The 22,261-nt window shown below is 46.3% G+C and carries 20 protein-coding genes and 2 pseudogenes; 17 read left to right on the forward strand and 5 right to left on the reverse strand.

The window, feature by feature from the left end; translation table 11 throughout:
- Positions 1 to 39 precede the first annotated feature (39 nt).
- Positions 40 to 2,337, reverse strand: a complete 2,298-nt coding sequence (locus LEP1GSC061_RS19455; protein ID WP_198014291.1) for a hybrid sensor histidine kinase/response regulator — start codon at positions 2,335 to 2,337, stop codon at positions 40 to 42.
- A gap of 463 nt (positions 2,338 to 2,800) precedes the next feature.
- Between LEP1GSC061_RS19455 and LEP1GSC061_RS19460 the strand changes: the two genes are divergently transcribed.
- The 8 genes and pseudogenes from LEP1GSC061_RS19460 (at position 2,801) to LEP1GSC061_RS19490 (ending at position 12,486) form a co-directional block, all read left to right on the forward strand.
- A complete protein-coding gene (locus LEP1GSC061_RS19460) occupies positions 2,801 to 4,369 on the forward strand; it encodes a TolC family protein (RefSeq protein ID WP_016546980.1) in 1,569 nt (522 codons plus the stop codon).
- Positions 4,366 to 5,854: pseudogene (locus tag LEP1GSC061_RS22175) on the forward strand (efflux RND transporter permease subunit); the annotation flags it as partial. The gene LEP1GSC061_RS19460 and the pseudogene LEP1GSC061_RS22175, both read left to right, overlap by 4 nt.
- Before the next feature lie 227 nt (positions 5,855 to 6,081).
- A pseudogene (locus LEP1GSC061_RS22180) lies at positions 6,082 to 7,662 on the forward strand (efflux RND transporter permease subunit); the annotation flags it as partial.
- A 1-nt stretch (position 7,663) separates the two neighbouring features.
- Positions 7,664 to 8,260 (forward strand): TetR/AcrR family transcriptional regulator, encoded by a 597-nt coding sequence (locus LEP1GSC061_RS19470; RefSeq protein ID WP_016547129.1) that lies wholly within the window; start codon positions 7,664 to 7,666, stop codon positions 8,258 to 8,260.
- A 55-nt stretch (positions 8,261 to 8,315) separates the two neighbouring features.
- Positions 8,316 to 8,942, forward strand: a complete 627-nt coding sequence (locus LEP1GSC061_RS19475) for a TetR/AcrR family transcriptional regulator (RefSeq protein WP_040510152.1) — start codon at positions 8,316 to 8,318, stop codon at positions 8,940 to 8,942.
- 146 nt (positions 8,943 to 9,088) lie between these two features.
- On the forward strand, positions 9,089 to 11,485 hold the full coding sequence (locus LEP1GSC061_RS19480; protein WP_016547400.1) for a hypothetical protein: 2,397 nt from the start codon (positions 9,089 to 9,091) through the stop codon (positions 11,483 to 11,485).
- Between the two features lie 85 nt (positions 11,486 to 11,570).
- Entirely contained in the window at positions 11,571 to 11,837 is a 267-nt protein-coding gene (locus tag LEP1GSC061_RS19485; protein WP_016547270.1) for a hypothetical protein, read from the forward strand.
- A gap of 103 nt (positions 11,838 to 11,940) precedes the next feature.
- On the forward strand, positions 11,941 to 12,486 hold the full coding sequence (locus LEP1GSC061_RS19490; protein WP_016547451.1) for a hypothetical protein: 546 nt from the start codon (positions 11,941 to 11,943) through the stop codon (positions 12,484 to 12,486).
- Positions 12,487 to 12,509: 23 nt separating this feature from the next.
- Here the strand turns inward: LEP1GSC061_RS19490 and leuA2 are convergent, their stop codons facing one another.
- Positions 12,510 to 13,748, reverse strand: a complete 1,239-nt coding sequence (leuA2, locus tag LEP1GSC061_RS19495; protein ID WP_232218549.1) for a 2-isopropylmalate synthase LeuA2 — start codon at positions 13,746 to 13,748, stop codon at positions 12,510 to 12,512.
- Positions 13,749 to 14,091: 343 nt separating this feature from the next.
- On the opposite strand from leuA2, the gene LEP1GSC061_RS19505 reads away from it, so the two are divergent.
- Positions 14,092 to 15,021: a hypothetical protein gene (locus LEP1GSC061_RS19505; RefSeq protein ID WP_016546994.1), complete on the forward strand. Its 930-nt coding sequence runs from the start codon at positions 14,092 to 14,094 to the stop codon at positions 15,019 to 15,021.
- A 31-nt stretch (positions 15,022 to 15,052) separates the two neighbouring features.
- On the opposite strand, the gene LEP1GSC061_RS19510 is transcribed toward LEP1GSC061_RS19505, so the two are convergent.
- Positions 15,053 to 15,661 (reverse strand): tetratricopeptide repeat protein, encoded by a 609-nt coding sequence (locus LEP1GSC061_RS19510; RefSeq protein ID WP_016547273.1) that lies wholly within the window; start codon positions 15,659 to 15,661, stop codon positions 15,053 to 15,055.
- Positions 15,662 to 15,844: 183 nt separating this feature from the next.
- On the opposite strand from LEP1GSC061_RS19510, the gene LEP1GSC061_RS19515 reads away from it, so the two are divergent.
- The 5 genes from LEP1GSC061_RS19515 to epsC all read left to right on the forward strand — a co-directional run bounded on the left by LEP1GSC061_RS19515 (position 15,845) and on the right by epsC (position 18,245).
- On the forward strand, positions 15,845 to 16,438 hold the full coding sequence (locus LEP1GSC061_RS19515) for a hypothetical protein (protein WP_156844602.1): 594 nt from the start codon (positions 15,845 to 15,847) through the stop codon (positions 16,436 to 16,438).
- Between the two features lie 65 nt (positions 16,439 to 16,503).
- Positions 16,504 to 17,025 (forward strand): adenylyl-sulfate kinase, encoded by a 522-nt coding sequence (gene cysC, locus LEP1GSC061_RS19520; RefSeq protein ID WP_016547268.1) that lies wholly within the window; start codon positions 16,504 to 16,506, stop codon positions 17,023 to 17,025.
- 79 nt (positions 17,026 to 17,104) lie between these two features.
- Positions 17,105 to 17,293, forward strand: coding sequence for a hypothetical protein (locus LEP1GSC061_RS19525; protein WP_040510052.1), 189 nt, complete (start codon positions 17,105 to 17,107; stop codon positions 17,291 to 17,293).
- Positions 17,294 to 17,302: 9 nt separating this feature from the next.
- A complete protein-coding gene (locus LEP1GSC061_RS19530; RefSeq protein ID WP_016546999.1) occupies positions 17,303 to 17,683 on the forward strand; it encodes a phage holin family protein in 381 nt (126 codons plus the stop codon).
- A gap of 16 nt (positions 17,684 to 17,699) precedes the next feature.
- Positions 17,700 to 18,245 (forward strand): serine O-acetyltransferase EpsC, encoded by a 546-nt coding sequence (gene epsC / locus LEP1GSC061_RS19535; RefSeq protein WP_016546938.1) that lies wholly within the window; start codon positions 17,700 to 17,702, stop codon positions 18,243 to 18,245.
- A 3-nt stretch (positions 18,246 to 18,248) separates the two neighbouring features.
- Here epsC and LEP1GSC061_RS19540 read toward each other — a convergent pair whose 3' ends face one another.
- Positions 18,249 to 18,848 carry a TetR/AcrR family transcriptional regulator gene (locus LEP1GSC061_RS19540; RefSeq protein ID WP_016547410.1) on the reverse strand — a complete coding sequence of 200 codons (600 nt, stop codon included), beginning with the start codon at positions 18,846 to 18,848 and terminating at the stop codon, positions 18,249 to 18,251.
- Positions 18,849 to 18,937: 89 nt separating this feature from the next.
- Here LEP1GSC061_RS19540 and LEP1GSC061_RS19545 point away from each other — a divergent pair, with 89 nt between their 5' ends.
- From LEP1GSC061_RS19545 to LEP1GSC061_RS20920, 3 genes are all read left to right on the forward strand, one after another.
- Positions 18,938 to 19,960: a zinc-dependent alcohol dehydrogenase gene (locus LEP1GSC061_RS19545; RefSeq protein WP_016547412.1), complete on the forward strand. Its 1,023-nt coding sequence runs from the start codon at positions 18,938 to 18,940 to the stop codon at positions 19,958 to 19,960.
- Between the two features lie 79 nt (positions 19,961 to 20,039).
- The gene (locus LEP1GSC061_RS19550; RefSeq protein WP_016547445.1) at positions 20,040 to 20,408 is read left to right on the forward strand and encodes a hypothetical protein; all 369 of its coding nucleotides are present in this window, start codon (positions 20,040 to 20,042) and stop codon (positions 20,406 to 20,408) included.
- An 8-nt stretch (positions 20,409 to 20,416) separates the two neighbouring features.
- Entirely contained in the window at positions 20,417 to 21,562 is a 1,146-nt protein-coding gene (locus LEP1GSC061_RS20920) for a hypothetical protein (RefSeq protein WP_156844603.1), read from the forward strand.
- Positions 21,563 to 21,579: 17 nt separating this feature from the next.
- On the opposite strand, the gene LEP1GSC061_RS19560 is transcribed toward LEP1GSC061_RS20920, so the two are convergent.
- Positions 21,580 to 22,242 (reverse strand): DsbA family protein, encoded by a 663-nt coding sequence (locus LEP1GSC061_RS19560; RefSeq protein WP_156844604.1) that lies wholly within the window; start codon positions 22,240 to 22,242, stop codon positions 21,580 to 21,582.
- Positions 22,243 to 22,261 lie beyond the last annotated feature (19 nt).

Raw genomic sequence — 22,261 nt, forward strand, 5'->3', positions numbered from 1 at the left:
CATTCTTTTCGGACTCGGCCGAAGGGAGCAAGCCATTCGTCAGATATAGTTGCTTAGAACCTTGTATAATTGTTCCGGCTCGAATGGTTTGCCGATAAAACCGTCTATCCTGTGCTCGGCACATTTTTCGAAGGTTTCGGAGAAGGAACTTGCGGTCACCGCTACGATCGGAATTTTCGAATTAGAAGATTTTAATGCACGAATAGCGTCGGCGGTGCTGTAGCCGTCCATCCCGGGCATTTGCAAATCCAGGAAAATCAAATCGTATTTGTTCTCCTCCGTTTCCAGGATCTTCAGCGCCTCGAATCCGCTGAGTGCGGAGTCCGTTTTGACTCCCGTGCGACTTAGATGTTTGGAGAGTATCTTGAGATTGATCTCGTTATCGTCTACGACCAATATCCTTCCGGAGGGGAAAGTGGGGACGGAGTTTTGCGGAATCTTCTTGGTTTCCGGGGCCGTTATAACGGGAGAATGCAATGGGAGGATAACTTTGAATTCGGATCCTCGACCCGGATCGGATTCCAATCGAATTTCTCCTTTCATCAAGGAGACCAGTTTTTGGGCAATATAAAGACCCAGTCCCACTCCCTTGTATTTTCTCGCGTCCGCTAAATCTTCCTGGTGAAAGGCTTCGAAAATCCGTTTGCGAGCCTCATCTTCGATTCCGATTCCTGTATCACGAACCGTAAACGCGATCGAGGTCGGCGATTCCAAGTCGATACGAAGGGAAACTGTGCCATGGTCCGTAAATTTCACGGAATTTACGAGTAGATTCAGAAGTACCTGCTCGATCCTAGTTCTATCCCCGGTTATTTTTTCCGGAACGTTCGGGGCTAGGTGGATCTCCAGATTCAGATCCTTTTCCTTGGCCCTAGGTTCGGCGAGTTTGCGGATCATATCTATCAAATTCTGGATTCCGAAAGGCTCTTGTCGTATCTCTATCTTTGCGGCGTCCAAAGTCACCACTTGTAAAAGATCGTCGATCAAACGGGAAAGGATATTGGAGGAAGAGATCAGATCCTTAAGATAATCTTTTTGTAATTCGTCCAAGTCCGTTTGGGAGAGTAGATTGGCCATTCCTGCGATTCCGAAAAGAGGGGTCCTCATCTCGTGGGAGATCATACCCAAAAATTCCGATTTTGCATTGTACGACTTCTCCGCGGCCTCCTTCGCTTTTGCCAGGGCCAATTCGGTTTCCTTGGCCGCGGAGATATCGGTATGAGTTCCTACCATCCGGATCGGTTCTCCGGAATCGTCGAAAATGATCATAGCACGGGACCTTACGAATAAATACTCTCCGTCTTTCTTTCTGAATCTAAGCACCTTATCGAAACGTTCGGCACCTTCCGTTCTTTGCCTTTCGAAGGCCGAGAGCGCTATCCTAAGGTCCTTAGGGTGGACAAGTTTTCTCCAAGCGTTAGGCTCGTTCGAGATTTCCGCTTCTTCGTAACCCAACATGGTCTTCCAGCGTTTGGAGAGAAATAGCTTATTCTCCGAAAAATCGTAATCCCAATAACCGTCGTTGGAGGCGAGATAGGTGGATTCCAATAGTTCTTTTTGGACCCGGATCTCTTTTTCCACGTTTCTTAAATTCGTAATATTCGAATTGCTGACTAAAAGTCCTTCGTGGACTTTCGCCACTTTGACTAAGTAGGTCCCCGGAGCTCTCGCACCTTCCGGAACGGTATATTCTTTTTCTAAACTTTCTCCACTAGTATATGCGTACACGTAAAGGTCGAATAGACCCGAAGAAAGATTATACGGGAAGTAAAGACAAAGCCTTTTACCCAGCACTTCCTCTCTTCCCATTTTGAGATGGTGTTCGCCGGCGGGATTCAGGTCTCCGAAAGTAAAATCCTCTATCTTGCCGTCGGGATCGAACACCGGTTCGAAATAGTATACTTCCTCTTTACTTTGGAAGGCCGCTTCTCTGAATACGTCCTTTTCTTTCATCTCCTGGGAAAGATCTTTGGCGATGGATATGATCCAATCGTCTTTGGGGGAAAATAAGCTGCAATCGTAGGATCTTCCGTTTACGGTGGAAGGCATCACTCCTCTCCACTCGGAACCTGCCTTGCTTAAGGATCCCATGAAAGCGACCAAGTCGGGATTTTTCTCCAAGGCTCCCGGGCGGATTTCCCCGTAAGTGCGGCCTAAGACGTCGGATAAGGACATGCCGATATTGCGGGCGGCGGTTTCATTACAGAATTCGAATTTCCAATCCTTTAATATTCCCCGCTCGTCACGCAATAGACGGAGAAGGTAAACTCCGTTCATCCGAGAATGCTCGAAGAATTTCGTGAAGGATATGAGTTCGGAGGGTAGGGGCGATATCATTCTTCGGTTCTCGAAAATCAATCGGAGGAATCATTATCCTAGATACTTGCCGATTAACCAACGCTAATTGTTAAGATAGGACGAGTCGTCCGAAGAAAATATCAAAGCCTAAGAGGATTTAAGGGAAAGGCCGGGAGATACCTCTCGGCTCGACTATGGTCTCTTCACCGTATTCCGAATTTTTGGACTTCGGATCTCCGTCTATCGATTCCGTTTCTTTGAATTCTACTGCTTCGGTTCCGGTCCTAAGGGCTTCCAATTTCCTGTAAGTCTCCCAAAAAGGGCGATGGTGTGTAATTCCACGAATACTCATGCGCTCTTTTATATGAAAATGAGATTCAGTATCAATTAAAAATTCTTGGAGATTCTCTGATTTTTCTCTTGACGACGGAAACAAAAGAATGGGATTTTGTTTCCAATGTATGGAAACAAAATAAACTAGAAATGTTTCCAGATTTGCTATATGAACCAAAAACCTAAATATAAAAACCGCCTTTGGACCGGGGGAATTTCCCTCGGGATTCTTTTTTGGGGATTCTCTTTATTTCCCCAAAGCGCTGCCGACTTTGAGAAAGACAAGATTTGGACCACCTCTTCTCTGATTCGTTATTCCTTGGAGAATTCCGTTCAGGCCAAGATCACTCGATTGGATCTGGAGAATTCGGAATACGATTGGGAGAAGGAGAATGGGAAATACAACTTCATCGGATCCTTGACCGCCAACACCCAGAAGACCAATAATTTACCTCTTCCCCAATACACCCTGCAAGGACGAGAGATTACCAGTAATACGATCTCCGCAGGACTCTCTAAGAATTTTTCTACGGGAACCACGGCCAGTCTGACGGTTTCGGATAATCGTTACGAGACGGACGCAGGTAAAAGACCGGAGCAAAGAGGAACCATCGCACAGCAATTCGCTCAGCCCAGCCTGCATTTCGCTAACGTGGGTTTTACCCTGAAGCAGGAACTCTTGAAGAATATTTTCGGATACCAACAGAGAAGGAATCTGGATATCAGCAGACGCAATACTTCGGTGAGAAGGTTGGACGCTATGAACACCCTATCTCGTTCCGTAGTTCAATCCCTATTGGCTTTCTGGAATCTGGCCCTGGCGGACGAGAACGTAAAGACCGCGGAGATGTTGGTTAAGAGCGTTAAGAATGTGAAGGAAATCACATCCTCCAAGGTGCGTATGGGAGTTGCGGAAGACTACGAGTCCGGCCAATGGAATTCCCTTTTGATTTCCGCCGAAAACCAACTCAGGACCGCGAAATTGGATAAGGATAAGGTGAGAAGGGACCTTCTCGTCTCCTTGGGAAAGGACCCCGAGACCCCCATGCAATTGGGACTGCATCTGGAAGAAGTGCTTCCGATTCTACAACCGGAAACCACCGAAGTGGACGAGGCTTTGATCCATCGTTACGATTATAGAAGTGTTACATTACAAAAACAAAATGCACATACCGCGATGGAAGTCAGCAAAAACGGTCTCTTACCTTCTCTCTATGTGAGCGGAACTTATAATAGCAGGGAATACGACAGGAATTTTCCCCAGAGTTTCGACGGAATAGGCGCCGGTCGGTTTACCCAGAACTCCGCCGAAATCAAGATGGATTATCCTCTCGGCAACGATACCGCCCGGGCCGAGTATAAGAATTCTCTAACACAGAATCGAAAACTAGACCTGCTTCTAGAACAGACCAAAGACCAAGTCAAAACGGATGTAAGACAAGGCTTGCAAAGAATCCATACCGCTCACGAAGTGCTGGAAGAGTCCAAAAAAAATCTGGTTCAGGCTGAGAGATTCTACAACGGAATCCTTCCAAGATATAGATACGGACGGGCGACTTCCCTCAACGTAAAGAACGCGTTGGATCTGGTCGCTCAGGCGAGATACGGACTCATGCAAGCAAAAGTAAATTATAATTCGGCACTCGTTCAATACGAACTCTCCAAGGGCACTCTCTTCCGCAAATACGGAATGGATGCCGAGGAAGTTCTGAACCAATCCATCGGAGACCAAAAATGAATTTCGCAGAATTATCGATCAAACGACCGATTTTCATCACCTGTACGGTTCTCATCATTCTTGTTTCGGGATGGCTTTCCTTGAACAAGTTGGGTGTGGACCTTTTTCCTAACGTGACCATTCCGGTGGTGACGGTTACCGTTCCTTATCCGGGAGCGGCTCCCAACGAGATAGAGACTCTGATCGCCAAGCCCGTGGAGGACGAACTCTCCACGATTTCCGGCGTTAAGAGAATCAAGTCCACTTGTAGCGAAGGATCCGGAACAGTAGTCGTGGAATTCACGCTGGAAACCGACGTGAAATATGCGGAACAACAGGTGAGAGATAAGGTTTCCGCAGTGAAACCTAAGCTTCCCGACGACGCTAAAGAACCGATCATCCGCAGGATAGATCCTGCCGACCAGCCGATCATCATTCTCGCTCTGAATGCCGACTTGAACGAGGCTCAGATTTACGATATCGCGAACGAGGAGATCAAACAGAATCTTCTCACCGCCAAGGACGTGGGTAATATCACGATCTACGGAGGAAGAAAGCGGGAAATCCACGTGGAATTGGATCGTCAAAAGCTGAAGCAGCACATGATCCCCGCCTATATGGTCTCCAATAGGCTCGCTTCCGGCGGAACCAATATCCCTGCGGGTAAGGTAAGTAAATCCGAATCCGAACTCGTATATAGAACGATCAACGAATTCCAATCTCCTCAAGAGATCCGCGACACTCCGATTTCCCTTTTCGGGAACGAGGTCCCGGTTCGGATCGGACAATTGGGAGAAGTCAAGGACACAGTGGAGGACGAAACCTCCAGAGCTTATTTCAACGGTAAGAAGGCCGTATTCCTTTTAGTCTTCAAGCAATCCGGTTCCAATACGGTCGCCGTCGCCCAAGAGGTGAAGAAGCGCGTAGGAGAACTGAACAAGGAATTGGCAAGAAGAGAAGGTGCGGCAACCCTTTCCATCGCCAACGATAATTCCATCCAGATCGACGATAATATCTACGACGTTAAGGAAACCATCATCATAGGGATCGCACTTACGATCGTAGTGGTCCTTCTCTTCTTAGGAAGCGTGCGTTCTACCGTCATTACGGGACTCGCACTTCCTAACTCACTTTTGGGAGCCTTCATTCTGATGGCGGTCGCGGGCTTTACCGTGAACGTAATGACCCTTCTCGCATTGAGCTTAGCGGTCGGGCTACTTATCGACGACGCGATCGTGGTCCGGGAAAACATCTTCCGCCATAGGGAGATGGGTAAGACACCGAGAGAAGCTTCCACCGAAGGAACCAAAGAAGTAACCCTGGCGGTGATCGCGACCACTATGACGGTGATTGCGGTATTCTTACCGATCGCATTCGTGAGCGGGGTGGTGGGACAGTTCCTACGGGAATTCGGTCTGACGGTTTGTTTCGCCCTTCTTATCTCTCTTTATGACGCTCTTACCATCGCGCCTATGCTTTCCGCATACTTTGGAGGAAAGATTTCCGCGGCTCACGGTGGCAAAGCCGGCCATGCCGCTCCTGTGCCGGAATTCGCAAGCGAGCCTCAAACCGGTAAGAAAAAGAAGAAGGAGCAACCGACTCCATTGGAGGCGATCGCTTATTCCAAGATCCGCGCCCAAGAGCAACCTACGGGAATCGTAGGCAAATTCTTCGGATTTCTTTTCGAAGGATTAAAGTTCGTATTCCGTCTTTTGGGCAAGATTCTTTCGCCCGTAGAGAAAGGACTGGATTCCGTATTATCGATCTTTAATGTATTCCAATCTTGGTTGGAGGACGTATACGCGTATGTTCTCAAATTCACCTTGAAGAGACCGATCTTTATTCTTTCCGGAGCCGTCTTGATCTTTGCGGGAAGTTTGGTCCTGACCAAATTCATTCCGAAAACGTTCCTTCCCGCTCAGGATCAGGGTAAATTCCAGGTCACTCTGGATATGCCTCCCGGCACTTCCGTGAACAAGATGGCCGAGGTCGCGATGGACGCTTATAAGCAGATCGCTTCCCATAAGGAAATCAAATTGGTGGCGATGTTCAATACAAACAGAACCACTACCATGTTCGTGGAGATGGTTCCTTCCCACGATCGTAAGGTTAATACCTCGCAATTCAAGGACCAGATGCGTAAGGAATTGGAATCCTTCTCCTTTGCGAATCCTATCGTGAAGGATATAGACAACGTGGGTGGAGGACAACGTCCTTTCACTTTGGTAGTAAGCGGTCAGAATGGAAAAGTGGTCCAGGACTACGCTCATAAATTATTCTCTAAATTAAGAGAATCTAAAGCGCTCTTGGATGTGGATACCAGCTATCGCGCAGGGGCTCCCGAGTTCCGGGTCGTTCCGGATCGGAACCGAGAGGTGCTTTTGGGAATTCCGGGTACGGTAATAGGAACCGAATTACGTACTCTGGTGGAAGGAACTACTCCTGCCGTATACCGTGAGAACGGTGTGGAATACGATATTCGCGTTCGTTTGAAGGAGAATCAGAGGGATCTAAAGGAGAATTTCTATAATTCCTTCGTGCCTAACTTCAATAACATGATGATTCCTATCCAAAACGTCGCTAAGGCGGAGGAGACCACCGGCCTTGCCACCATCAACCGTATGAACCGGAACCAATCCGTGGAAATCTATGCGGACGTGAATCCGGACGGGCCCGGGATGGGAGGAGCCATGGAAGAAGTGGCCAAACTCACCCAGACGGAACTTCCGCTACCACCGGGAGTGAGAATCGGTTATACGGGTCAAGCGGAGAACTTCAAAGAGATGGGAACTTCCTTAGGTATCGCGATGGGATTGGGAATTCTATTCATATACATGGTGCTTGCATCCTTGTATGAAAGTTTCATCACTCCGATCGCAATTATGTTGGTTCTTCCTCTGGCTCTTTGCGGGGCGTTTATCGCTCTCTTCCTAACCCAGAAATCTTTGGATATCTTCTCCATGATCGGTCTCATCATGCTTATCGGTGTGGCCACCAAGAACTCGATCCTGCTTGTGGACTTTACGAACCAGCTCATACAAAGGGGCGTGGAGATGAAAGAAGCCATCATCGAAGCGGGAAGAGAAAGGCTACGTCCTATTCTCATGACTTCCTTCGCGTTGATCGCGGGAATGGCTCCGATCGCGATCGGACTCAACGAGGCATCCAAGCAAAGAACCAGTATGGGGGTTGCGATCATCGGAGGATTGATTTCTTCCACCGTCCTGACTCTCGTGGTAGTGCCTGCGGCATTCTCCTATATCGAGAAACTGAACAATCTTGTGAGGAGAAATTCACCGAATCCGGACGCTTGAGATGGGAGTCTTGGCAAGGGAGAAACTCCGGCTTCGAATACTACGAATCGCCGGAGATCTTTTCCTGAAACAGGGATACTCCGACACGAAAATGGAGGACCTAGTGAACGAGATCCGGGTGAGTAAGAAGAATCTTTACGCGCTTTTTGCGAATAAGGAGGAAATCTTAAAGTCCTTGGTGTTATACAAGCAGGACAGACTCGCCCGGAAAATTCGCAGACTCATCGAGAAGGAAGGTTCGAATACTTCCGAAAAGGTCTGCAAATTCTTTCGGAATCTGTTCGGTGCGACCCATCCGAATTATTTTCGGATTCTCGCCGAACTAAAGGAAAGGACCCCCGATATACGTAAATTTATCGAGGAGAATCGGGAGAGAACGGTGAACAAGGAGATCGATAATATTCTGGAAAGCGGAAAGGCGGAAGGACGGTTCAGAACCGACCTTAAGTCGGATTTGCTCATCCAGACCCTGACAGCCTGTTCGGAAGCCGCCTTTCGCTCGAATCTTGATTTAAATTCGGTAAAGAAACGCTTGGAAATGGCGTCAGAACTGGACAATATTTTTCTATATGGCATAATTGATCAGGGGACTGGTTAGGATTTGGTCGATTTATACCGAAAAATCGTTTCCTAAGAGGGAGGGGGAGAATAAAGTGCAAACCGCCGTGGAACAAGAGCTTACCCAAGAAAAGGACGAAGTACGTCAAAGGATCTTTGAAAAATCGTTCGAGTTATTTCTTCGGTACGGCTTCGCCAAAACAAGAATGGAAGAGATCGCAAGAACTCTTCGTATCAGTCGCAAGACCCTTTACAAACATTTCGCTAATAAGCACGAGCTTCTTAAAGAATTGATGATGGATAGGCATCATCGGATTCATAATAAAATCGAAGTCATCCAACAGGATCCGGAGAAAAGCATCCGAGAAAAAATCCAGGCAATGCAAACCTGTATCTCTAGCGAGATTCCTCAGGGCATGAACGAATTCATGAGAGAGATCCGGGATCAGGCTCCCGATCTTTGGAAGGATTTCCGAGCCATGAAAGAGGCCAAGATCAACCGGACTATGCGGAATATGATCGAGACCGGGATCAAAAACGGAGATATCCGATCGGACGTGAATCCGGATATCGTTCTTTTAATCCATTCCGCTTCTTCCGAAGCCTTGTTTGAACCGAATTTTCTGGCTCAGACTCCTTATTCTATCCGGGATTTGGTCAAGGAATTGGACACAATCATATTTTACGGAATCGTGAAACGGGACGAAAACGATCCTCGCTAATTTTCGGATTCCTAGCGTCCGAAAAATCGCTTAAGCTACCGACTCTTAACAGGAAAATTAGCTCCGGCTCTTAAAAAGATTCGCCTATTTTCATTCCGGCTCGGAATGTAGTCGCCGAATCCCATGTACGTAGGTAAGAAATCCTAATGGCTTTCCTATTCCTCTTAGGTTTCCTATTCTCCGCAATAACGATCTTTATACTTCTAAGTAGAACTAAGGAAATGGGAAGACTCGGCCTTACGATCGTAAGCGTCTCTCTGTCTCTATTACTTATCGGGATTATCGCTCTCAGTTTAACCCTACTAGGTATCTACCGCCTGGAAACGGTTAATTATGTTTTGCTCTTATTCGCGGCGATTGGACTCGGAATCTTTGTCAAACGCAGAAGACAAGATAGGAGTAAATTTCCCGCTTTCGAATTGGGCAAATTCGAACTGCTATTCGTAGTTTTCTTTTCGATCTTTACTCTCTATCTGTATGCCGGTTTCCCTACCCAGAATATAGATGGTGGAAGGGACCAAGGGCAATACGCCGTTTTCGGATACGTGATCGCGAAGACGGGCGCCTTGAATTTGGACATGCCCGATTCCAAATTGATTCGGGATATCTTCGGAGATTCCGTTTCTATGGAATTTAGATCGGTCGGACTAGGCGAAGGCGATCGTCGCTTCCCGGCTTTTTTTTATTTATTACCCGCTTACTTGGCGATCGGCTATGACTTATTTAATATGGAGGGATTGCTACGCGTCCCGGCCTTTTTCGGATTTCTTTCGTTTTTCCTTTTTTATCTGATATCTAGAAAGATGATCGGTCGAGTGGGCGCGGGTATGGTGTCCGTATTATACGTATTCAATTCGTCGCAGCTATGGAACGTTCGCTCGACCTTATCGGAACCGATTTCTCAGTTTCTAATTCTATTATCCGGATACTTGGTTTATTCGTGTTTCAGAAAGAAAAGCGATCTTCCTATGCTTTGCATAGGCGCAGTTTTCGGTCTGAGTTCCTTTGTCCGCGTGGACGGTTATGCCTATTTCCCGGCGCTGGCCTTGTTTTCCGCTTACATACTTTTAGTTAAGCCGAGATATTTTAGAAAATTCTTATTCTTCTTTTCCTCCTTTGTCCTAGTGAATCTTCTTTCGATGGTGATCGGCTATTTCCATTATAGGTATTATATCATGGAGCATTGGAAGTTCGTGAAACTTCTTTTAATCGGCTTCATTCTTTCTTCCGGGGGGATTCTTTTCGAAGCAATACTTTGGAGTCGCGAAAGCCGACTATTGGTAAGAATCCGAGATGGATTAAAAAAATATAAGTTCTACGTCCGTATTCTGTTTTTATCCTGCCTCGTCGCTTTGGCAATATTCGGATACTTCGTTCGCCCCGCATTCGGTATCGTAAATGATCCTTCAAATCATGAATATATAGAGAATAACGCTTTTACGGTGTTTTCCTGGTATGTGCCCGTTTGGTTGACTTTCTTTTTAGTTTTCGCTTTCGATTCTTTCCTGTTCCGAGGGAGACATTTTCGATCGGCATTTCTTTTCTTCATAGGTTCTTTTATTCTGCTGCTCTATCTTTTAAAACCTAATATAGCCTCGGATCATTTTTGGGCTACACGGAGATGGATGATATTTTCGGTTCCGTTCGCAATCTTGGGTTCGTTTATAGGAATTCGGGAAATTCCTTTTATCTCTCGCAAGGTTCGATCTGCTCTATTGCTAATCGGATTTGTGTGCGGATTGGGGTATACGCTCTGGAGATCGAAAATTCTTCTGTTCCAGCCAATGATGGAGTTCTATCGGAAGGGTTACGAGGATTTTGCACGAGTCACGCCCACGGACGAAGGTTACTATTTCACTACGAAGCATGAGATAGCCCTTCCTCTTAGATATATCTACGGGAAAAAAATTTTTCTACTAAACGATTCCGTAAAGTTTTTGGAAAAAGTTCCGCAATTGCTGAAATCGGGAAGGAAAGTTTATCTCATTCAAAACGGTGAGTTCGCAGGATCGGATCCGGGTTTGAAATTCGAAAAAATTTCCGATTTGAATTTGAGAGGCCATTTTCCGGCAGAATCCATCCAGAAATATCCGGAATTCCTTTATCATAAAAATCTGAATTTGCAATTGTATCGGGTCGAAGCAGCTTTCGGCTCTTATCCTCCGAAGCCGATCGAGATGGAATGGGTGCCTGCCGAAGGCGGATTTATTTCTCGGACGGGAGAAATCGAAAAAGACGGGACGATTACGGCGACTCGACACCGAGGTCCCCTTGTCTATGGACCTTGGCTGACATTGCCTCGGGGAAAATATGAGTTACGGATTTTAGGAAGAAATCTTCAGAACGCCGAGTTTGATGTGGCTTACGGAAAAGGTAATCTTCTTCTGGCGGAAAGGCAAAAGGGAACGGAGTCGGATTCTATGACTTTATATTTCGAAGTAAAGGATTCTATCATCGACGATTTGGAATTCAGGGCTTTTGTAGAAGGGAAATCGGAAGTAAAAGTGGAAAGAATTTCCGTGAAGAATATTCTTAAGAAATAGGAAATACGAGTCCGAATCTTACTCCCGGCGGTATATTATTTTCAACGAATATGAAAATTCGAAATTTATCTAAAAGAAGGTTCAAATGAAGTTTTTTCTTTCAATCCTATTAGTGATCCTCTTCTCTTTTCCGGTTTTGGCCGGAGACAAAGAGAAGGGTGAGTCCTGTAACAGCGATATCCAATGCGGTTTCGGATTGCAATGCACAGGCGGAGTCTGCACTAAAAAGTCCGAATTCGATTTCGGAGGTAGCGGAAAATCCGGAAAACAGTGCAATAACGACGGCGATTGTATCGGATCCGGAAAATGCGTCTCCGGCTCTTTCGGTAAAAAATACTGTAGCGGCAATTGATTTCGCATACAATTTGATTTACGGGTCGGTCGCGTTCGTATAAACCCGTTTCCTGGATTTTATGGAGAGGAAAGTCTCGGGGTTCATATTCGCGGAACGGCCCATGCTTTGGGAAAGGGAGCATTCTTTTCAGAAGGCTGCTTACTGTTACGATACCTTTCAATGTAATGCCAACGGAAGGTTGAGTGTTCTGTATTGGGCAAGGTTAAAATTACCGTTCTTTCTCGATTTGCATTCGGATCAACGACTGGATTCCAAATTGAGAACCTTGCATTGGAAAGCGGAACCCGATACGATTCATAATCTACTTTCGCGAGCTTCAGAATATGCGTTTCGAGAAATTGAAGAGCAATTCTGGTTCGAAGAGGAATTGGATTCGGATTACTATTTCGAATTAGTAACCGAAGATCAGTCTTTGCGATTGCGTGCGAAGGGACTACCCGAGAGCCTAAGCGGTTTGTATAACGAAATCAGAAATACGATCGTTTCTACAGGAGAGAATCTAAAATCGGAACCGATTTACACGGACCCAAAACTAGTCTTTTCCAGCCAGAAGCATTTTCTCTTCAATCCCAAGATGAAATGTTTTTCTAAAGACGGATCGATCGTGGTACCTGCCGATCGAAAAGCCGATTCCGATAAAGCTTAATAGGAAACTATATTCATTAAACCTTATCCGACCAATCCTTGTTCTTTCCGTGCCTCTACGCTTCTAAGTTTTCCCAATTCTTCCCGAATCTCTTCTATCGAGAGTTCTCCGCCTCCGATTTCCTCCGATCTGTTTTTGAGCGCAGGCTGCAATAAGGCCGCTTCTTCCTTCGTAACTTCTATTCCCGATTGTATTAGGATTTCATAAACCGCAGATTTTCCGGACTGGCTGGTGAAGGCGATCCTATCCCCCTCCGGTCTTCCTATCAGATTCGCATCGAATGCGCGGTATGCGCCTTTTTTCAATTCCTTGGTCTTGGAGACTCCGTCCTGATGGATTCCGCTCCTATGTGCGACCACATCTTCTCCAATTAAAGGAGCTTTTTCGTGTATAGGAACTCCGGACATCCGGGAGACGATCCGCGAAGTCTCGTAAATCGCCTGTAGGTTCAAATTCACTTTGACTCCGCAATTATGCAATGCGATCGCCACTTCGTAGGTATTCGTATTGCCGGCCCTTTCTCCCAGGCCGTTCAATGCCGTTTCCAATTGGGTGGCACCCGCAAAGAAACTTTCCACGGTAGTCGCCGTAGCCATTCCCAAATCGTTATGTGTGTGAACCGAAAGATTCGTGCCTTGGGGAAGGGTTTCGGCGACTTTTCTTACCATTGCTACGAACAGATACGGTCTATATCGCTCCACCGTATTGGGAAGATTTACCACGTCGGCCCCTGCATCCAGAGCTGCCCGAAAGGCTTCGATCGCAAACTCCATATTCTCCAATGCGTCTCCGAAATGTTCTCCGGAGAATTGCACTTCGCCGAAATTGCCCGCAAGCTTTCTCGCATAGGATACTGCTCGTACTATATTCTCTTTTACTTGAGCTTCCGAGATTCCCAAAACGTTACGGATGGTAAAATCGCTCACAGGATAAACGATGTGAATGCGAGGACGCGGGGCCCTACGTATCGCTTCCCAAGAAAGATCGATCTCTTTTTCCACGGCCCGGGAGAGACTGGAGATTGCCACATTCTCCGGAGCTAAAGAGGCCAAATGCGCGCAAGCATCGAAGTCCTGTTTACTCGCCGAAGCGAATCCTACCTCGATCCCTTGGACACCGAGTTTCAGCAGTTGGCGGAAGATGATTTCTTTTTCCTCCAGATTCCAGGGTTTACGTAAGGCCTGGTTTCCGTCCCTCAAGGTTACGTCCATAAAGAAAGGAGAAGACGCAGGAGTCCTCAGGCCTTGCCCCGGTAGGATCATATCCTGGATACTAGGATAATTGGAAGATGGGTTTGTGATCGTATTCTGTTCCATGGGCACTCTCTTTGTTTCCGTCCGAGAGCGAGGATTTTTGCTCGGACGAGGGCCCGGTCACAAAAAAACCCGCTCGAGAGGAGCGGGTTTTTGCTAACGCAATATCCGAGTTACTCCTCTCAGCTCCTAAGAAGGAGGAGGAGTCCGAGCAGATTTGCTTGGAAGGACATTTGCGCCATAGTTATACTTTTAGACTCGGTAACTTCGGGAAAGTAGTCAAGTAGAAAAGAAAAAATCGGAAAGGAAACTAAGAAGGGTCAAACTGTCCGTACGAGGATGATAAGCTAAGATGCGAGTTCTGAACGATAGGTCATTTTGGATTCTTTGTGCAATTCCGATTCTGCTTTCCTGCTCCGTTTTAACAAAGAGCCAACTTTCCATACCGAAGGAAAGCCATACCGGGAAAAAGAACGCGGTTATTCTTCTATGTGCGGGAGAGAATCATTTTCTATTTTCCAGGTCCAATTGGACGAGGGAAAAAATTCTTCAAGCGGATCTCCTTGAAAATCTCCGATCTCAAGGAGGATACGATTTTCTGGACTATATCGTTTTGGAAAATGTATCGGATGCGGAAATTCTACTCGGAGAATTTACCGAAAGATATCATGCCCGCGTAATGCGGATTTTAGAAAAGTCGAATCGTAGTTTGGACCCGAATACGGACCTTATTCTCTTTTACATAGATACTAAAGATCCGAATCCCTTCGGTTTTGGATCGGCTCTCTATCAAATCGGATCGGTAATAAGCTTAGGTATATTACCGATAATAGAGACCTATACTTCTCAAGTGAAGATTCGATTCATAGGCCGGGAATATGCTTCTAAAATTTTTTCCAAAAGCTATTCTAAAGTTACATTCGATTGGCTACTCCTCCTTAATATAGGCGAGATTTCGGGACCTTTTTGGAGAGATTACGTGATTGCCGACTCCGTTAGATCGGCATTCGATTCCGGGACTTGGGAAGAGAGATCGTATCTCGTCTCGAAGGGAAGATGGACGGAAGTCGGGAGAGTTTCCAAAATTTTTCCCGACGGCACGGTATACATTCGATATGGGAGGAATGGAATTCTTCATACGCAGAAGTTATACTTCTACGGACGAAACGAGAGAAATCCGATTTCTATTCAGAAAATAGAATATACTCATGCCGTAGGCAGGCTACTTTTTAACGTATGGCCGGATAATGGGGAGGCGGTTTACAATAGGGTCGATCGCTGATATTCCGAGAATCGGGGAAGAATACCGAGAATTATTCCTCCTTTCTTTCCAAGAAGGTCCAGATCCCTCCTTGCTCGAACTGCTTTTCTTCCAGAAGTTGTTTGAGCTGCACGTATTCCTTTTTAACGGATTCCGGAACTCCTACGATTTCCAATTTGGAGAATATTTCCCGTGCTTGCGGAAAACGATTCGTTCTAACATAACAAATCGCTAATGCATAGAGAGTGGGGGCGTCGTTTAATTCGGATTCCGGTATGTCCTTCAGTAAGGCAAGTGCCTGATCGAATTTGGAGGCTCCCGTATAGACCGCGGCCAAATTTTTTCTGGCATAGGTATCCGTATCGTCCAACTCCAGCGCTTTGGATAAGTGGAACTCAGCCTTGGGTTTGTCTTTTTTTCTCGCGAAGAGAACTCCTAGTCCCACCCAGGCCTGCACATGGGAGGGTTCCAGGCGGATACATTCCTGCAATTGAGCCTCCGCAGGGCCGAGTTCGCCTAGCTGAGAGAGGCACATTCCGTAATGGAAGTATGCGTTAGGGTTTGCCGGCTCGGATTCCGTCCAGGAAGCCAGGATAGACTTAGCTCCTTCGGGATCATTCTTCTTCAATCTATCTAAGGCTGTATGCAAGCGAGGATCCATTTTTCCATTTCCCTTCCGTTTAGGAATTCGACTATCTTTTTACCGATTCGGTTTCCCATTCCATGTTTCGCGATCGGAAGCTTCTTCTACTTATGTAAGGAAGAAAAGGGCCTGAGCGCTCGGGCTGCTTTTTGCTGGACAGAAGCCGGATTTCGGATAATTCTAGGAAAGGCGATATTACAAATGATTCCCATGCAGATACGTATCGTATTCTTCTTAATTACTCTTACCTTCCTTTCTTCGAATTGCTCCAGCATCGAAAAGAAGGAGGTGCAAATTCCCTTCTTGGGCGAAAAACGAGCGGACCTTCCTATTTTGATCCAATTCGAAGAGGAGCAGGAATATAACGCAAGGAGTCTGATGGCGACTTTCTTTACTGGACAGGAAGGGAAAGAACAAAGGGTAGACCGAGAATATGCAAAATTTCCGATATTAGTCGGAACGGGAGCGAGATCCAAGGAACTCGAACTGGAAGGCACAGTGACTAAACGGGAATCTGCGATGAGATCCGAGGTCAAAGAAGTCTATATCCATATCAACGGAAGCACTCTTTCACATAATTGCGGATTGGGGGTTCTGGATTCATTCTCTTCTTCCAAAAGCGGACAAAAGGCTTTTCGATCCGTTAAGATTCTTTTTCGAGGAACGGGAGATAAGGACGTTCCTAGAACCGGAGTTTCCTGGGCCTTGGGACTCGTTACCTATTTCTTATACCCCTTGATCGCAACCGGATTCTATGTGGAAAAGATGGAATGCGGGTTGGTCCTGGAAGGATAGAATATTTCAAAAATGCAATATGCGAATCAAGCCCTCCTCTCATCGAATCCGTTCGGAAGATATCTATGTCCTTGACCGTCTGGCTGACAGGACTGAGCGGTTCAGGTAAGACCACTCTAGCGAACGCTTTGAAGGAAAATTTCCTGAGAACGGGAAGAGCTAGCTACGTCCTGGACGGAGATTCTGTAAGAAAAGGCCTTTGTTCCGATCTCGGTTTTTCGGATGCGGATCGTGCGGAAAATACACGAAGAGTGGCCGAGGTCGCAAGAATGATGAACGACGCAGGCGTAATCGTAATAGCCGCATTGATTTCTCCTTTCGGTTTGGAAAGGGACTTGGCCCGATTGACGATACGGGAAAGTCATTTTGTGGAAGTATATCTGAACACTCCTTTGGAGGTTTGCGAGTCTCGGGATCCCAACGGTCTTTATCGTAAGCTTCGTTTGGGGGAACTGAAGGATATTACGGAAATCCATTCTAATTACGAGCCTCCCGATCATCCTTCTTTGGTCTTGGATACTTCCCGTAGGAGTCTGGAGGATTGCGTGAGGGCCGTGGACGATCTGGTTTCGACTTTGGAAGAATAGTCCCCTTAGTTCTTTTTAATCCGTATTTTGCTTTGCGGAATCGTCCAATCTACAGAACCTATCACTAAGGTTGTAGTCTATGCCCTACATGGCTGTCGGATCTAGACAGATCCTATATTCCGATTCCAGCGCTCCCGCTATGACGGGAGAGCAACCGAGAGAGATCGCGGCGGTAGCCGATAATGCCGTGGTACAACCGCAAACTGTGGTGGTCCCTCCCGGCGGTCTTCCTCCTTATTTAGGGCAATTCTTAGACGCAACAGTTTAAGGATTGCTTATGCTTAGGTTTTTAATTTCCGTTCTACTCCAATCCCTCGTAGTGATTTTCGTATTTCCTCTGATCGATTCCGAGTTCAGGGTGAGCGCGAGTCTTTGGGACGCATTCGTCATTGTCATATTCTTCGGGATTCTGAATTTCATACTTCGCGTGTTCTTGGTGATCGCTACCTTAGGCATCGGATATCTATTCTATATCATAACCTTGGGATTAGCCGGATTGGTGGTAAACGCTTGGGTTCTTTTATGGATCGGAGATATCTTTCCTGGTAAGATCTACGTTCCCGGATTTTGGCCCGCCTTTTGGGGTGGTGCGATTCTGGCTTTAGCCAACTACGTTTCCAAATCCGATTCCGAAGAAAAAAAGAACAAGAAAGTATAAATCCGATTCGCGAAGAATGCTAGAAGAAATTAAAGCGATACGAAAGAACGACCCCGCTGCACGGGGATTGGAGTTCATTCTTTACCCGGGGCTCCATGCCATATTTTTGCACAAAGTCGTCGCACATCCTTTATATAATATAAATCTAAAGTTTTTGGCGAGATTTGTTTCCCAATTTTCCCGGTTCATTACGGGCATCGAAATCCATCCGGGAGCCAAGATAGGCAAAGGGCTCTTTATAGATCACGGTATGGGAATCGTAATCGGGGGCACTGCCGAGATAGGCGACGATTGTGTGCTATTTCACGGAGTCACTTTGGGTGGAACCGGAAACGTACAAGGCAAGAGACATCCTACGATCGGAAATAACGTACTGATCGGCGCAAGAGCCACGATTCTCGGTCCCGTTTATGTAGGAAACAATGTGAAGATAGGTGCAGAGGCCGTGGTCATCGATCACGATATCCCGAACAATTGCACTGTTGTGGGCGCCCCCGGAAAAATCGTCAGACTAAACGGTAAAAAGGTGCGAAAAACTCTGAAACGAACCGAGCTACGATAGGATTCAAATATTCCCTATCGTAGACAACATTTCTTCCTGCATATCGTCGAAGTATTTAGGATTATGGGTCATCATATACAATTGCGAATTGCCTTGGAATAATTTCATGATCAATTCCGCTTTTTTCCTGCTTGGAAAATCTTCCGGCAAGATATGTTCCGATTTGTTTCGATCGAAATAAGTCTCTAAACAGAAGATCCAGGATTCTAATACGTTCGCACTCCGATCCGCCCAGTCCTCGTCCGGTTGGTCCAGACTGCCCATGAATCTAGCCAAGGGGCATCCGAAATATCTTCCCGTCTTGACCTGCTTTTTCAGAAGCGCCATCCATCGGTGGATAAACTCTTGTGGAGATTCCGATTTCTCCATCAGTCTTTCCCAACCGTTTTGAAAGTCCTTGCCCTGTCTTTCTAGATATTCTTTTCCCAGATCGTCCTTGGTTTGAAAATATCTGTAAAAGCTGGCCTTATGGGACTCCGATTCTTCTATCACTTGATTTACGGAAGTTCCCGAATAGCCCTGCTCGTAAATCAAGCGCACCGCAGTATCGGATAATCTTTTATAAGGTCCGTCTTTCGGTAATTCTGCGGATTTTTTTTTCATAGGCCAAAAATAAAAGAATAGACTATCCGGTCTATTCTAAATCAGTCTGGTTTCGAGGCGATAGACCATGCGGTCTATTCGATTCTATTATGCAACAATTGCAGTTTTTGAAGAGAAATCGCTTGGAATGGGTAGAAGTTCCCGAACCGAAAATCACCGATAAGAATCAGGCGCTCGTCAGACCCTTGGCGGTGGCTCGGTGCGATTTGGATCTGCCTATACTCAGGGGTCAGACTTTGTTTCGTCCCCCTTTTCCTGTGGGCCATGAATTCGTAGGAGAGATCCTGGAAACGAGCGAAGAATTGTCTTCCAAGTTCCGAAAAGGACAGAGAGTCGCGGTTCCTTTCCAGATTTCCTGCGGACATTGTCCTCATTGCGAAGCGGGGCTGACTAAGAGTTGCTCGACCGTTCCTCATACGAGCGCGTATGGGATGGGAAGAGGAGCGAAGGAATTCGGAGGAGCCTTATCCGATTCTATCTTAGTGCCTTACGCGTCCGAGATGCTCATCCCTTTTTCCAACAGCACGGATCCGGCGGCGATCGCAAGTATCAGCGATAATATCGTAGAGGCTTGGAAATTAGCGGGGATCCATTTACGGGAGAATCGGAATCGGAGCGTTTTGGTAATCGGCGGTTTTGCCTCCAGCATAGGATTGTATACTGCGGCTTTGGCACGGCATATGGGCGCCGCTGAGGTGACTTATCTGGATACGGATAGAAAGCGTTTGGAGATTGCCGAATCCTACGGAGTAAAAACGGAAGAGGTTTCCTCTTATCCTAAGGCTTTCGGAAAATATGATATAGTTGCGGACGCTAGCGGAACTCCGGAAGGTTGGGATTGTGGATTACGTTCCCTAGGGATAGAAGGCGATTTTAGTTCCGCCTCCATTTTTTGGACCAATAACGTTCCCATTCCTTATTTGGAACTCTATAATAACGGTGCGAAGATCCAATTAGGAAGAGTTCGATCGAGAGAATGGATTCCTGAAATTCTGAAACTAGTGGAAGAGGAGGGTTTCGATCCTTCTAAAGTCACCACAAAAAAGGCTTCCTGGTCGGAAGCGGCAGATGCGTTTTTGGAGGAGGAAACGAAACTAATCGTAGTGCGATAGAGTGGAAGCGAAGTATATGTAGCGGAAATTGCTCGACAAGCAATGAAGCCGGCTTAGTATCTTGCCTTCTCAGGTATATATGAAGGTTAGAATATTCGTCGCTCTTTGCTTGTCTTTTTTTATCTTGGCCGACTGCGCAATCTTGCAAAAGAAAAATCGAACGATCACCAATTACTTGGACGAAAAGGTGGATCCTAAGTCAGCTCCCGCTCAAATTGCTCTCGCTCCTTTGTTTATTCCCGTCGGACTTGTTTCCCTAGTTTTGGACGCATTGGTGGTCCATCCGATTTCCGTGATTCCCGACGCCGTCGAAGATACTTACAAGGTAATTTGGAAGGATCCTTCGGGTGGGGTAGTGTTTCAAACCGTGGTATTCTTTCCTAAGTTAGCGATAACGCCTATTTTCTTTCTCGTAGATTTCCTGGGCAGAAGCGGGATCGACTTTTGAGAAATATCATGAAAGATCGGATCCGACTCGTATTTTGCTTAGTTCTCGTTTTTATCCTATTTTCCAATTGCGCTATATTCAATCGCAAGAATACTCCGCTCGTAGTAAAGGTGGAGGAACATCTAATTCCGGAAGACACCGGACCTAGGATCCTTGCGGCTCCGATTTACATTCCTCTTGGATTAGTCGCCGGCATATTGGATCTTTTTATCGTTCACCCGATCATTCGGATTCCGGATGCGTATAGGGATACGATTCAGGTTCTTTGGACTCCCCATCCGGAAAACGGCTACGTTACCAGAATGGCCTTCCTTCCGATAGTCACCGCACTTACTCCTTTCTTCTTTACCGGAGACCTTCTCATTCGAAGTTCTTTCGATGTGAATGGTAACGTGGATCGGACGAGAATCGAGCAAAATTCCATACCCAAGAAAACGGTCGAAGAAGCGCTGGAATCGGGCGATAAAGAAACAATCATCGCGTTACTAAAATTACCGGTTCATAATTGGCCCCCTGAACTAACCGTGAAGGTTATCGAAAGGTTTTCGGAAGATCAGGAGATTGTCGGTCTTGCCGTGATTCGACTCGCAGAAACCGGTAAGAAGTCTAAGAAGATCGATCCTCGATATGATTCGTATCTGATCCGATTCTTGGGTCGAAATGAGGATATAGATTCCGCGATTTGCAGATATTTCGAATCGATTCGCTCGGAGGCAGGAGCGAATGCCCTGGTCTCCATTCTTCTTTCTCGTAAGGTTGCCTCACATTCGGAAGAGTTATATACCGGTACGGTCATTGCCGTGGGGAAATCGAAACCCATCCTGGAACTATTGAGTTTGAATTCCAAGAATGCGGAGAAAAGAAGGAACTTTGTTCGTGAATTTAACTATCGGTTTAAACGTCAGTACAACGACGAGAACGTATCCGAGAGTATTTTACTGCTAAACAAGGACTCTCAAATCGATGAGATTCTATGCAAATATTTCGCGATTATGAGATCGGCTATGGCGAGTCAGGCCTTGCTAAAGCTTTTGGTTTCCGGCCAAGCGAATAAGGCGAGCGCGAAATATTATATTCTTGCGATATTGCAGATCGGAGTCGAAAAGGACGTCCAGTTGGTCGTAGACAGATTCACATCTCAGCCTCCGAAGTAGGGGATCTTAAGCGGAGATCACATTCTTCCTATGGATCTAAAATAGTCGGAGAGTATCTCGTCGACTTCCGCAAAAGGAAGATAGCCTCTGGTCAGGATTCCCCGATCGATTCCATCGGAGAAGACTAAGCAAGGGAAAGCGGTAACGCCTAGGATATAGCCGTAGTTGAAATCGTTTCTAACTTCCAATCTGGTCTCTTCTCTTTCGTAGAGCTCTCGGAAATCTTTCGGGTTAAGGGACAATTGCTCCGCGATTTCCAAATGGATTTCGGGTTCGTTGGGGTCTTTTCCTTGGGCGTGGAACATTTCGGAAAGTCGGTCCATATATTCGAAGGAAAGATTCGGATCCAATCTTTGGGCCGTGATAATCGCTCTTGCTCCGGGCTCGGAATCGTAGACTAGATTTTTATTTTTTAGAATCTCATAATCGAAACTTCTTCCGGAGACTCTTTCCACGTCCTTCCAATGGTATTTTTGCTTTTCCGCAAATTCTTCCGTAAACGGTTCCGCTTCCGGTCCGAATCGAAGCCCCCCTAATACTAGAGTGAATTCGATCCGATCCGAGTATTTTTCTCGAATCTTAGAGAAGATAGGGGCGAAGCCGTAGCACCAGGCGCAAATCGGATCCGCAACGTATACGATGGAGTGTTTTCCTTCGGGTCTTTTGATTTCCAAATCCACGATTACATGGATAAAACGG

The sequence above is a fragment of the Leptospira wolffii serovar Khorat str. Khorat-H2 genome, assembly GCF_000306115.2.
GTDB classification, from domain to species: domain Bacteria; phylum Spirochaetota; class Leptospiria; order Leptospirales; family Leptospiraceae; genus Leptospira_B; species Leptospira_B wolffii.